Annotated in this window: 11 protein-coding genes; 4 read left to right on the top strand and 7 right to left on the bottom strand. The window is 69.6% G+C overall.

The annotated features are described in order from the left end of the window. Window positions 1-79 precede the first annotated feature (79 nt). Genes D7I44_RS10005 through D7I44_RS10020 form a run of 4 tightly spaced genes read right to left on the bottom strand, consistent with a single transcriptional unit; the run spans window position 80 to window position 4,395 of the window. Window positions 80-868: a 3-oxoacyl-ACP reductase gene (locus tag D7I44_RS10005; protein WP_245979521.1), complete on the bottom strand. Its 789-nt coding sequence runs from the start codon at window positions 866-868 to the stop codon at window positions 80-82. Beyond that, window positions 868-2,235, bottom strand: a complete 1,368-nt coding sequence (locus D7I44_RS10010) for an aldehyde dehydrogenase family protein (protein ID WP_120789369.1) — start codon at window positions 2,233-2,235, stop codon at window positions 868-870. Before D7I44_RS10010 ends, D7I44_RS10005 begins: the two co-directional genes overlap by 1 nt. Beyond that, window positions 2,232-3,041: a gamma-glutamyl-gamma-aminobutyrate hydrolase family protein gene (locus D7I44_RS10015; RefSeq protein ID WP_342768572.1), complete on the bottom strand. Its 810-nt coding sequence runs from the start codon at window positions 3,039-3,041 to the stop codon at window positions 2,232-2,234. The genes D7I44_RS10010 and D7I44_RS10015 overlap by 4 nt, the downstream gene beginning before the upstream one ends. Then, on the bottom strand, window positions 3,022-4,395 hold the full coding sequence (locus tag D7I44_RS10020) for a glutamine synthetase family protein (RefSeq protein ID WP_120789370.1): 1,374 nt from the start codon (window positions 4,393-4,395) through the stop codon (window positions 3,022-3,024). The genes D7I44_RS10015 and D7I44_RS10020 overlap by 20 nt, the downstream gene beginning before the upstream one ends. A 170-nt stretch (window positions 4,396-4,565) precedes the next feature. Between D7I44_RS10020 and D7I44_RS10025 the strand changes: the two genes are divergently transcribed. Then, a complete protein-coding gene (locus tag D7I44_RS10025; protein ID WP_120789371.1) occupies window positions 4,566-6,116 on the top strand; it encodes an amino acid permease in 1,551 nt (516 codons plus the stop codon). A gap of 81 nt (window positions 6,117-6,197) precedes the next feature. Then, entirely contained in the window at window positions 6,198-6,851 is a 654-nt protein-coding gene (locus tag D7I44_RS10030; RefSeq protein ID WP_120789372.1) for a class I SAM-dependent methyltransferase, read from the top strand. 83 nt (window positions 6,852-6,934) lie between these two features. Here D7I44_RS10030 and D7I44_RS10035 read toward each other — a convergent pair whose 3' ends face one another. Beyond that, on the bottom strand, window positions 6,935-7,951 hold the full coding sequence (locus tag D7I44_RS10035) for an o-succinylbenzoate synthase (protein ID WP_120789373.1): 1,017 nt from the start codon (window positions 7,949-7,951) through the stop codon (window positions 6,935-6,937). Next, window positions 7,951-9,450: an LCP family protein gene (locus D7I44_RS10040; RefSeq protein ID WP_120789374.1), complete on the bottom strand. Its 1,500-nt coding sequence runs from the start codon at window positions 9,448-9,450 to the stop codon at window positions 7,951-7,953. Before D7I44_RS10040 ends, D7I44_RS10035 begins: the two co-directional genes overlap by 1 nt. An 84-nt stretch (window positions 9,451-9,534) precedes the next feature. Here D7I44_RS10040 and D7I44_RS10045 point away from each other — a divergent pair, with 84 nt between their 5' ends. Together D7I44_RS10045 and D7I44_RS10050 are read left to right on the top strand one after the other, a co-directional pair. After that, entirely contained in the window at window positions 9,535-10,455 is a 921-nt protein-coding gene (locus D7I44_RS10045) for a 1,4-dihydroxy-2-naphthoyl-CoA synthase (RefSeq protein WP_120789375.1), read from the top strand. A gap of 82 nt (window positions 10,456-10,537) precedes the next feature. Continuing rightward, complete coding sequence (locus D7I44_RS10050; protein WP_120789376.1) at window positions 10,538-11,731, top strand: AMP-binding protein; 1,194 nt, start codon at window positions 10,538-10,540, stop codon at window positions 11,729-11,731. Between the two features lie 71 nt (window positions 11,732-11,802). On the opposite strand, the gene D7I44_RS10055 is transcribed toward D7I44_RS10050, so the two are convergent. Then, entirely contained in the window at window positions 11,803-12,768 is a 966-nt protein-coding gene (locus D7I44_RS10055) for an NADP-dependent oxidoreductase (protein WP_120789377.1), read from the bottom strand. Window positions 12,769-12,806 lie beyond the last annotated feature (38 nt).

The raw sequence follows: 12,806 nt of genomic DNA on the forward strand, positions 1-12,806 counted from the left end.
GTCTCGAAACCAACTCGCAGTCGCGGGATCGTTTCGAGACGCGCGCCTGCGGCGGGCTCCTCAACGATCGGAGGTCTCATCACAGTGGGGTGACGTATGCCGAGGAAATGCCGCCGTCGACGAGGAAGGTCGAGGCGGTGATGAACGACGCGTCGTCGGAGGCGAGGAACGCGACCGCGGCGGCCAGTTCCTCCGGCTCGGCGAAGCGGCCCGTCGGAATGTGCACCAGCCGGCGCTGGGCGCGCTCGGGGTCCTTGGCGAAGAGCTCCTGCAGCAACGGGGTGTTCACGGGGCCGGGGCAGAGCGCGTTCACGCGGATCCCCTGCCGGGCGAACTGCACGCCCAGCTCGCGCGTCATCGCGAGCACGCCGCCCTTCGACGCCGTATACGAGATCTGCGAAGTGGCCGAGCCGAGCACCGCCACGAACGACGCCGTGTTGATGATCGAGCCCCTGCCCTGCGCGGTCATGTGCCGCAGCGCCGCGCGCGAGCACAGATACACCGACTTCAGGTTGACGTCCTGCACCTTCTGCCACGCGGGCAGCTCGGTGGTCTCGATCGAGTCGTCATCGGGGGGCGAGATGCCGGCGTTGTTGAACGCGATGTCGACAGAGCCGTACGTCGCGGCCGCCGTGTCGAACAGGGCATCCACCTGCTCCTGATCGGTGACGTCGGCCTTCACGAACAGGCCGTCGACCGATTCGGCTGCGGCCTCGCCCGCGGCCGGGTCGACGTCGCCGATGACGACCTTCGCGCCCTCGGCGGCGAACCGCTTCGCGGTCGCGAGGCCGATGCCGCTGGCGCCGCCGGTGATCACGGCGACCTTCCCCGCCAGGCGCTGGGTCAGGTTGATGGGCTCGATCGCCACTAGCTCTCCTCTGTTGCGATGAAGACGTTCTTGGTCTCGGTGAAGGCGAAAGGCGCGTCGGGGCCGAGCTCCCGGCCGACCCCTGAGTGCTTGTAGCCGCCGAACGGCGTCGTGTAGCGCACGGACGAGTGCGAGTTCACGCTGAGATTTCCGCTTTCGATGGCACGAGAGACGCGGATGCCGCGGCTCAGGTCGCGCGTCCAGATCGATCCCGACAGACCGAAGCGCGAGGAGTTCGCGAGCTCGATCGCCTCGGCCTCGTCCTCGAACGGCAGCACGACGACGACCGGGCCGAAGATCTCGTCGGTGACGGTGCGGTCGGCGGGCGACGACGGTGTGAGCACGGTCGGCGGGAACCAGAAGCCGGGGCCGTCGGGCGCCGCGCCGCGGAACGCGACCGGTGCGTCGTCCGGCACGTAGGACGCCACCTTGTTGTGATGTGCGCGGCTCACGAGCGGTCCCATCTCGGTCGCGGCATCGTTCGGGTCGCCGACGCGCACGCCCTGCACGGCGGGCTCGAGCAGCCCCATGAACCTCTCGTAGACCGAGCGCTGCACGAGAATCCTGGTGCGCGCGCAGCAGTCCTGCCCGGAGTTGTCGAACACGCCGTACGGCGCGGTCGCCGCGGCCTTCTCGAGGTCGCTGTCGGCGAAGACGACGTTTGCGCTCTTACCACCGAGCTCGAGGGTCACCTGCTTCACGTTCGCGGCGGCCTTGGCCATGATCGCGGTGCCCGTCGCGGTCGAGCCGGTGAAGGCGATCTTGCGCACGTCGGGATGCTCGACCAGTCGGTCGCCGACCACGCGGCCCTCGCCCGGCAGCACCTGGAAGAGCCCCTCAGGCAGGCCGGACTCGAGCGCGAGCTCGGCCAGCCTGAGGCTGGTGAGCGGTGTCCACTCCGCGGGCTTCAGCACGACGGCGTTGCCGGCCGCGAGCGCGGGCGCGAAGCCCCACGACGCGATCGTCATGGGGAAGTTCCACGGCGTGATGACGCCGACGACGCCGATCGGCTCATGGAACGTCACATCGAGGCCGCCCGCCACCGGGATCTGGCGGCCGAACAGCCGCTCGGGCGCCGCCGAGTAGTACTCGAGCACGTCGCGCACGTGCCCGGCTTCCCACCGCGCATTGCCGATCGGATGCCCCGAGTTGCGCACCTCGAGCGCAGCGAGCTCCTCGACCGCGCCGTCGACGGCATCGGCGAAGCGGCGCATCGCCTTCGCCCGATCGAGCGGCGCGAGCCTCGCCCACGCGCGCTGCGCGACGACGGCGCGGGCCACCGCGGCATCCGTCTCTTCGACGGTCGTCGCAGGGATGGTGGAGATCACCGTTTCGTCGGACGGGTTGATCAGCGTCAGTTCGGTCATGCGTCTTGTTTCATTCGCTCAGTGGCATATGCCTTCGCTGCCTCGACGAGGCCCGCGAACAGCCGGCGGTCGTCGGTCTCCTCTTCCGGATGCCACTGCACCGCGACGCCGAACGGCACGCTCGGCAGCTCGACTGCCTCGACCACTCCGTCGTCGCTGCGGGCGGTTACGACAAGTCCGTCGCCGACCTCGTCGATCGCTTGATGGTGATACATGCTGCCGACGGAATGTTCGCCGACGAGTCTGGCGATCGTGCTGCCCGGGGTGATCTCGACCTCCACCCGGTTGAACGCCCCGCCGCCGAGCTGATAGCGCGGCGATCCCACCACGTCGGGCAGATGCTGATGCAGGGTGCCCCCGCGCAGCACGTTGAGCACCTGGGCTCCTCGGCAGATCGCGAGGAACGGCACCTCGGTGGCGATCGCGGCGTCGAGGAGGGCGAGGTCCCACGTGTCGCGCATGGTCTGCGGGGCATCCGTCTTCTCATGCGCCGCTTGGCCGTAGCGCGCGGGGTCGACGTCGACGCCGCCCGCGATGATGAGCCCGTCGAGCCGCGAGAGCACCCTCGCGGCACAAGCCGGAGTCGTGGGCTGTGGCGGCAGCAGCACGGCGATGCCGCCGGCATCTGTCACACCGTCGAGATACGTCTTCGGCAGGAACGAGGCCGGCACATCCCAGACGCCGGTCTGCGCGCGCTGCAGGTAGGTGGTGATGCCGATGACCGGGGCACAGGCCCCCGGCTCATCCGGGCGCGAGCCCGGATTCGGGAACACCGCCGCCGGCACCTCAGAGTCGTTCGAAGCCACGCACCCGCTCCCAATCGGTCACTGCGGCCTCGAAGGCCGCGAGCTCCACGCGCGCATTGTTCAGGTAGTGCGCGACGACCTCGGGGCCGAAGGCGGCCCGGGCGATCTCGGAACCGGCGAACAGCGACGCCGCCTCGCGCAATGTCGAGGGAACCTGGGGCACATCGGCATCGTAGGCATTGCCCGCATACGGAGCCTCGAGCTCGAGCTCGTGCTCGATTCCGTAGAGCCCGCCCGCGATCATCGCGGCGACGGCGAGGTACTGGTTGACGTCGCCGCCTGGGGTGCGATTCTCGAAGCGCAGCGACTGCCCGTGCCCGACGACGCGCAGCGCGCAGGTGCGGTTGTCGAGTCCCCAGGCGACCGCGGTCGGCGCGAAGCTGCCGGGCTGGTAGCGCTTGTACGAGTTGATGTTCGGTGCGTAGAACAGCGTCAGCTCACGCAGCGTCGCGAGCTGGCCGGCCAGGAAGTGGCGGAACAGCTTCGAGTGGCCGAGGCCCGAGGCATCCGTCGAATCAGCGAAAACCGCAGACCCGTCGAGCCCGCGCAGCGAGAGGTGGATGTGGCAGCTGTTGCCCTCGCGCTCGTTGAACTTGGCCATGCAGGTGAGCGACTGGCCGTGAGCGGCGGCGATCTCCTTCGCGCCGTTCTTGTAGATCGAGTGGTTGTCGCACGTCTCGAGCGCCGTCTTGTAGCGGAACGCGATCTCCTGCTGGCCGAGGTTGCACTCGCCCTTGACGCCCTCGCAGTACATGCCGGCGCCGTCCATCGCGACGCGGATGTCGTGCAGCAGCGGCTCCATCCGCGTCGACGCCGCGAGCGCGTAGTCGACGTTGTAGTCGGTCGCCGGCGTGAGCTCTCGGTAGCCCTTCTTCCACGCCTCGCGGTACGAGTCCTCGAAGACGATGAACTCGAGCTCGGTGCCGACGTATGCCTCGAACCCCAGCTCGCGCAGCCGGTCGAGCTGCCGCTGCAGGATCGCGCGCGGCGCCTGCACGACGGGCGCGCCGTCGAGCCATTCGAGGTCGGCGGTGACGAGCGCGGTCTTCACGAGCCACGGCGCCGCGCGCAGCGTCGCGATGTCCGGCTTCATCACCATGTCGCCGTAGCCGCGCTGCCAGCTCGAGATCTCGTACCCCCCGACGGTGTTCATCTCGACGTCGACGGCGAGCAGGTAGTTGCAGCACTCGGCGCCGTGCTTCGCGTACTCCTCGAGGAACAGGCGCGCGGTCGTGCGCTTGCCGACGAGCCGGCCCTGCATGTCGGTGAAGGCGATGCTCACGGTGTCGATCACGCCGTCCGCGGCGAACGATGCGAGCTGCTCCAGGCTGAGGAATCCGCTCGGCTCTGTCATCACACGACTCCAATGGTTGGTTGCCGACCATTACAGCACGACGGATGCCTGTGCTGTCCTGCTTTCTGTTTACACACCCGTTACAGCCAAAGGTATGGCGTTCGTCCTTTCGCGTCGCTATGTTGTCGGCCAACCTTCCCTGCGTCACCCCTGTCCCGAAAGGACCGCGCATGTCTTCGCCCGAAAAGGTGAGCACCTCCGGCGTCAGTTACACGACCGTCGACAAGAGCTATTTCGAGAGGCGCACGCTGCGCCGCAGCGCGGGCGTCTGGGGCATCTGGGGCCTCGGGGTCGCCGCCGTCATCTCGGGGGACTTCAGCGGCTGGAACGGCGGCATCCCGACCGCCGGCTGGGGCGGCCTGCTCGTCGCCACCGTGTTCGTGGCCCTGATGTTCTTCGGCCTGTTCTACTCGATCGGCGAGATGAGCGCCGCGATGCCGCACACGGGTGGCGCCTACTCGTTCGCCCGCGCGTCGATGGGGCCGTGGGGTGGCTTCGTCACCGGCATGGCGGAGACGATCGAGTACGTCATGACGACCGCGGTGGTCGTGTTCTTCTCCGCGCAATACGCCGACAGCGCCCTCAAGCTGCTCACGGGAGCGACCCTGCCGCCGTGGCTGTGGTGGATCATCCTCTACGCGGTCTTCATCGGCCTCAACTCGCTCGGCGCCTCCGTCGGCTTCCGCTTCGCGATCATCGTGTCGATCATCTCGATCGCGATCATCGTGTTCTTCGGCATCGTGGCGGTCGCGACGAGCTCGGTCGACTTCGGCTCGCTGCTGCACGCGCCGGCGAAGGGCGCGGACAGCGGATTCCTGCCGGGCGGCTTCACCGGCATCCTGGCCACCCTGCCGTTCGCGATCTGGTTCTACCTCGGCATCGAGGAGCTGCCGCTGGCGGCGGAGGAGTCGCACAACCCGACGAAGGACATCCCCCGCGGCGGCCTGTGGGCGCTCGTGACCCTGATGGTGACCGGCGCGATCGTGCTGTTCCTCAACTCCGCCGTGCTCGGCGCCAAGGGCACCGGCGCTTCGCTGCAGCCGCTCCTCGACGGGTTCCAGAAGATGTTCGGCAGCAACGCCGACGGCATCGTCGGCATCCTCGCGATCTTCGCGCTCGTCGGTCTGCTCGCGTCGCTGCAGGGCATCATGTACGCCTACGGCCGCAACATGTACTCGCTGTCGCGCGCCGGGTACTACCCGAAGTTCCTCTCGCTCACGGGCAAGAACCAGACGCCGTGGATCGCCCTCGTCGTCGGCGGCGCCATCGGATTCGTCTTCCTGTTCGTCGCGCAGTACTCGGGCAACACGAACGCGGGCAACATCGTGCTGAACATCGCGGTGTGGGGCGCGGTCATCTCGTACCTGCTGCAGATGACCTCGTTCGTGCTGCTGCGCCGCAACCACCCCGGCGCGAAACGGCCGTACCGCAGCCCGTGGGGTTCGCCCGGGGCGATCTACGCGGGGCTCATCGCCCTGATCGCGTTCGTCTCGCTGCTGTTCGTGCCGGCGTACGAGCCCGCGGTGATCGCCATCGCGATCGTCTTCCTCATCGGCGTCGCCCTGTTCGCGCTCTTCGGCCGCAAGAAGCTGATCCTGTCGCCTGAAGAGGAGTACGCGCTGTCGGGCGGCGCCCACGGCGATCCCGCCACGGAGGACATCGCGGCGCTGCAGCACGAGGTCGTGCTCGAAGCGGAGCAGAGCGGCGCGAAAGGGGAGTAGGCGCGGCGAATCGGCTCTCGGGCGCACGTTTCTTGAGAGAACGTGCGCCCCAGCCGGTTTTCACCGCATAGCGTTGGCCGCATGAACGACGAGCGCAACGCGGCGATCCGGGCGCGATTCGACGGGCGGGCGGATGCCTATGACGACAACACGATGCACCGCGAGCTCGCCGCGGCGGTCGCCGGGTTCGCCGACCTCGACGATGTCCGCACCGTGCTCGATGTCGCGACCGGCACCGGCCTCGTGGCGCGGGCGTTCGCCGCGCGCAACCCGGGGCTCGAGCTCGTGGGCGTCGACCTCTCGCCTGGCATGCTCGCCGTCGCGCGCCGCGAACTGCCGTCCGCCGTGTTCTTCGAGGGAGTGGCAGAAGAACTGCCGGTCGCGGATGCCTCAGCCGACCTCGTCACCTGTGTGACCGCGCTGCACATCTTCGCCGACCCGTTGCCCGTGTTCGAGGAGTTCGCGCGGGTGCTCGCCCCTGAGGGCGTGCTCGTGACGGCGACCTTCGCCGAGGTGCCGGCAGGCCACGGGCACGGCGACACGGGCACCCCGCCCGAGCAGCGCCCGCCTGGGGCGGTCGGCGCCCCCGGCTACGAACCGAACCACGCCGCATTCGCCACGCCAGAGGCGCTCGCCGCGGCGGCGGCCCCTGCGGGCTTCGTCGTCACCCGCTACGAGTTCCGCGTCATCGAAGACGATCGGGTCCTCATCGCCGAGCTCGCCCCCGTCGACTGACGTCGACATCGGCCGAAAGAAGGAGGACCCGCCGGGGCGAGGCCGTTTGCCGACGAAAGCTCCTGCGTCGGGCCGAAGGATCCTTACTCGGCGGCAGCGCGGGCCGCGGAAAGCAGGCCGTGGCAGCGCTCGATGCGCGCGAGCCACCACCGCCGCCGTTCGGGCGACGCGGCGTTCGAGGCGAGCAGCGACTCAGACGGCACGACGCGCCTGACCGGGATCGCGCCGTCGACGGGCAGCAACGGGGCATCCGTCACATCGCTCTCGAACAGCGCCGCGGTGCCGAGCCCGCAGTCGAATTCGAGCGATGGCAGCGCGGCGGCGAGCGCAGCCCCCATCGCGAGCCCGATCGACGTGTCGAGCGCGCTCGAGACCACGCACGGCAGGCCCGCCTCCGCCATGATCGACAGCGCCGTGGAAACCCCGCCGAGCGGCTGCGCCTTGATGACGAGCACGTCTGCGGCCCCGGCGCGCGCGACGGCGAGCGGGTCGGCCGCCTTGCGCACGCTCTCATCGGCGGCGATCAGGATGCCGAGGCGCGACACGCGCCGTCGCAGCTCCGCCAGCTCGGGCACGGTCGCGACGGGCTGCTCGACGTACTCGAGGTCGAACTGCTCGAGCGCGCGGATCGCGTGCTCGGCCTCGTCGACGTTCCAGAGCGCGTTGGCGTCGACGCGGATCCGCCCCTCAGACCCGAGGGCCTCGCGCACGGCGGCGACCCGAGCGACGTCGTCGGCGAGCGACTGGCCGGGGTCGGCGACCTTGACCTTCGCCGTGCGGGCGCCCGGGAAGCGGGCAAGCACGGCGGGAACGTCGGCGGCCGCGACGGCGGGCACCGTGGCGTTCACCGGAATCGACGGCCGAAGGGCCGCCGGCGCCTCGGCCCAGCCGTAGTCGAACGCGGCAGCCAGCCAGGCCGACGACTCCTCGTCGCCGTACTCGACGAACGGGCTGAACTCGGTCCACCCGTTCGGACCCTCGAAGACCGCGGCTTCGCGCACGGTGATGCCGCGGAAGCGCGTCACCATCGGCAAAGCGACCACGTGCGCGGTCCTGAGCACATCGCCGAGCGGCGGAATCTCGTGCACCGAGGTCGTCATCAGTTGATGCAGCTCGTCTTGCTGTAGTTCGTGGTGGGCGCACTGGGTGACGGCGCCGACGAGGCAGAGCCGCCGGAGCCGCCGGACCCGGCCGACGGGGCCTGCGAGGAGGAGCCGCCTGAGGAATCCGCCGCGCCCTTGGGCATGAGCCCGTCCGTTCCGAGGATCACGGTCACATTCTTGTAGTCCGACGACTGCGCGAGCGCCGCCCCCGGCACGGCGGCCGACACGGCCTTGGCCTGAGCCTCGTCGCCCTTGGGGAAGTAGACGGTGGTCGTCTGCTGCGAGGCGGGCGCATCCGCCGGCTTGCCGGTCTGGAAGCCGAGCGACTTGAGGGTCGCAAGCGCCGTGCTCGACCCGCGCGCGGTGCCCGCCCCGTTCAGCACGTCGACGGTGACGGATGCCGGATCGGCCGCCTTCGTCGCCGCGACGCGCTGCGCCGCGGTCTTCCCGCCCGTCACGGTGGCCATGAAGTCCGGCAGCGCATCGTAGTTGATCAGCACGACCGACTGGCCGTCTTCCGTGCCATAGGGGTCTGCCATGAGCGGGATCGTCGCCGACGTGATGCCACCGCTGCGCAGCCCCTTGAGCTGGGTCGCGAGCGAGACGAGGTTGAGCTTGTCGTCGGTCTCGAGCGACGAGCTGACCGCGCCGACGACGTTGTTGAGCTTCACGGGGTTCAGCAGGGTGCCGGCCGAGAGGATCTGCTGCGCCTCGACCGACAGGAAGTACTGCTGGCGGGCGGCGCGGTCGAGGTCGCCGTTGGGCAGCCCGTGCCGCTGGCGGACGAACTGCAGCGCCTGTCGTGCGTCGAGCTTCTGCACGCCGGCGGGGAAGTGCGCCCCGGAGTACGGGTCGTTCACCGGGTTGTTGAGGCACACCGTGACCGGCCCCAGCGAGTTCGCGATGTTGTAGAAGCTGAGCAGGCTGACCTTGACGTAGTGGTTCACCGTCAGCCCCGTGAGGTTCTGGATCGTGTCGATCAGCAGTTTCACCCCCGCTGCTTCTTTCTGCTGGTCGGTGCCGCTCGCGCCGGTCTTGCCGTACACGTAGGCCGCGTTGAGCTTGCCCTTGCCGTGGCCGGGGATCGAGACCCACGAGTCGCGCGGGAAGGAGATCAGTGTCGCCGACGACCCGTCGGCCGGCACGTGCAGCAGGATCATCGTGTCGGTGTTCGAGCTGCCGCCGTCGGCCGTGGTCGACAGCTCCTGGTACTGCTGGGCGGTCATGTTCGCCGGACGCTCGTCGTTGCCGATCAGCAGGATGTTCTGCGCGACACCCGGCTTCGAGTCGCCCGAGACGACTCCGCTCACCTTGTTGACGCCGTTGACGAAGTGGAAGTAGGTGAAGCCGACGTAGCCGACACCGGCGACGAGCAGTACCGCGAGGCCGAATGCGAGCCACGAGATGGTGCGCCGCAGCCGCTTCTTTCTGCCGTCGGACCAGTGCCGGCGCTTGCGCTCCGGCTCGTACAGCGGCAGGTCGTCGTATCGGGTCACCGCCGCCAAGGAAACCACGGCCCCCTGTGCGGGAGGTGCTCACCACCCCGAAAAACAATGAATCTCCGCCTTAAGGTTGATTTCATGACCGAGCGGGTGTCCGAGATCTTCGACGAGACGCAGTGGACGACGGTGCCCGGTTTCGAGGCGCTGACGGATGTCACGTACCACCTGTCGACAGGCGAGGGCGTGGCCGGCCAGGTCGCTCGCGTCGCGTTCAACCGTCCCGAGGTGCGCAACGCGTTCCGCCCGCACACGGTCGACGAGCTCTACGCCGCGCTCGAAGACGCGCGCACGAACCCGCGCGTCGGCGTCGTGCTGCTGACCGGCAACGGGCCGAGCCCGAAGGACGGCGGGTGGGCGTTCTGCTCCGGCGGCGACCAGCGCATCCGCGGACGCGACGGATATAAGTACTCGGACGCCGAGGCATCCGTGTCGAACCCTGCCCGAGCCGGCCGCCTGCACATCTTGGAGGTGCAGCGGCTCATCCGCTTCATGCCCAAGGTCGTGATCGCGGTCGTTCCGGGCTGGGCGGCCGGCGGCGGCCACTCGCTGCATGCCGTTGCGGATCTGACGATCGCGAGCGCCGAGCACGGGCGGTTCAAGCAGACGGATGCCGACGTCGGCAGTTTCGACGCCGGCTACGGCTCTGCGTATTACGCGCGCCAGATCGGGCAGAAGCTCGCGCGCGAGGTCTTCTTCCTGGCGCAGGAGTACTCCGCCCAGCGCGCCTACGAGATGGGCGCGGTGAACGCGGTCGTGCCGCACGCCGAGATCGAGACGACGGCGCTCGAGTGGGCGCGCATCATCCTCGGGAAGTCGCCGACCGCGATCCGCATGCTGAAGTACGCGTTCAACGCCGTCGACGACGGGCTGGTCGGCCAGCAGCTGTTCGCGGGCGAGGCGACGCGCCTCGCCTACGGCACCGACGAGGCCGTCGAGGGCCGCGACGCCTTCCTCGAGAAGCGCGCCCCCGACTGGTCACCCTTCCCGTGGCAGTTCTGATGCGCCCGCTCATTGAGGGGTGCGCAATGGACGCCCGATCGCTTGTGCACGTGCATTTCGCACCCGTGAAGGCGACGTGCGCATGAGCAGAGCACTGAGGCGGATGCCGGACTCGGATGTTCCGGCACTTCTGTCCGCTCTGCGCACTGCTCTCGACGGCTCTGGCGCCGCGGTCCTTCCCTTCGCGGCGCTGCCCCACCCGACCACCCCGGAGCGCGGCGAGGCCGCGCGTCTCGAAATGGTCGAGGACGACGTCGCCCTCGTCATCGAGACCTCGGGCTCCACCGGGACGCCGAAGCGCGTCGGCCTCTCTGCGGCGGCGCTGCTCGCGAGCGCACGCGCGAGTGCCGAGTGGGTCTCTGTTCACGCGACGCGTGAGTCGACCACCGGGCTCGGCCAGTGGCTGCTCTGCCTTCCCGCGCACTACGTGGCGGGAACGAATGTACTGGTGCGCTCGATCCATGCGGGCACCGAACCGGTGGTGATGCCTGAGGGGCACTTCGACGCCGAGAACTTCGTCGCGCACGCCGCCCGGCTGAGCGCCCCCGAGCGCTACGCCTCGATCGTGCCGGTGCAGCTCGCACGTCTCGTCGACGCGGCCGAGGACGACGCCGACACGGCCGACGCTCTGCGCCGCTTCGACGCGCTGCTCGTCGGCGGCCAGGCGCTGCGGCCCGAACTGCGGCAGCGCGCCGAAGCCCTCGGCATCCGCGTCGTGCGCACCTACGGATCGAGTGAGACGAGCGGGGGATGCGTGTACGCCGGCATGCCGATCGGCGCGACCCGCGCCCGGGTCAGCGGCGGCCAGCTCGAACTCAGCGGCCCGACCCTCGCCGGCGGCTACCTCGGCGACCCCGAGCGCACCGCCGCGGCCTTCACAACAGACGCAGACGGCACCCGCTGGTACCGCACGGGCGACCTCGGCGAAGTCTCCGAAGACGGCCGCGTCACCGTTCTCGGCCGCGCAGACAACGTCATCATCTCCGGCGGCGAGAAAGTGTTGCTCGACGCGGTCGAGCGGCACATCGCGTCCCTTCCGGGTCTGGCGGACGCCGTCGTGGTCGCCGTCGACGACGCGCAGTGGGGTCAGGTTCCGGTTGTGATCACGACCGCGGGCGAGGCGGAACTCGCCGGCATCCGCTCGTCGACAGCAGCGGCCCTCGGCCGTGCCGCCGCGCCCGCGCGGCTGCAGGTCGTCGACGTCATTCCGCGCCTCGCCTCAGGGAAGCCCGACCGTCTCGCGCTCGCACGGCTGGCGTCGCCAACCCAGCCATAGTGGTTCGGCTACTCGCTCGCCGAACCGCGCAGCGGCTCGCGGCGGGCGGGGACCGCCGCGACGACAAATCACTACGCCGCGGGCGGCGCGAGCAGCACGAGCTTGCCGTGCGGATGCCCGGACACGCTGCGTTCCACGGCATCGCGCCACCGGTCGAACGGGAACACCTCGGCGATCGGCAGGTGGAACTCGCCGCGCGCTGCGAGCTCGCCGAACTCGGCGAACACCTCGTCCGCCGGGGCGAGTGCGGCGGTCCGAAGCTCTCTGAGGTTGACGCGCGCGCCCAGCTCATCGGCGCCCGCATGGTTGCTGATCGTCATCACGCGCTGTGGGTCCCCTCCGGTCAGCGCGACGAAGTCGCCGAGGCTGCCCGAGTTGGCGCGTGATGCGTCGAGCACGAAGTCGACGCCTGCGCCGCCGGTGATGGCGCGCACGCGCTCGACGATGCCGTCGCCATAGGCGGTGACCTGAGCGCCGAAGGCCTCGAGGTCGCGGGTGAAGGCGGGACCCGCCGTGGCGATCACCTTCAGGCCGCGTCGCAGCGCGATCTGGACCATCGCGTAGCCGACCATTCCGCCTGCGCCGTTGACGAGCAGGGTCGTGCCCGGCTGCAGGTCGAGCACATCGAGGGTCCACGCCGTGGTGATCGCGACCATTGGCAGTGTGGCCGCCTGCACCGGGTCGAGCCCCGTGGGTACGGCCGCCCAATGGTTGAGAATCGCGAGCTCGGCGACGCCGGCGCTCGGCAGGCTGAGGTCGGCCGAGCCGAACACGACATCGCCGACGTGCGTCGCGGCGACCCCGTCGCCGATCGACTCGACAACGCCGGCCACGTCGTAGCCGACGCCACGCGGCAGCGGCCCGGGCAGGAATCCAGTGGTCAGCGCCCAGTCGGCGGGGTTCAGCCCCGTGGCGATGACGTGGACACGGATGCTGCCGGAAGGCGGATCGGCGACCTCGGCCTGCTCGTCGAGCAGGACGTCGAGGGGCTCGCCGTTCTCCTGGAAGCGAAGGACGCGGGACGGCTCAGTGGACATTGCAGGGCTCCAACCAGATTGAATCGTAGTGACAGTAA

The sequence above is a fragment of the Gryllotalpicola protaetiae genome (assembly GCF_003627055.1).
Taxonomy (GTDB): Bacteria; Actinomycetota; Actinomycetes; order Actinomycetales; family Microbacteriaceae; genus Gryllotalpicola; species Gryllotalpicola protaetiae.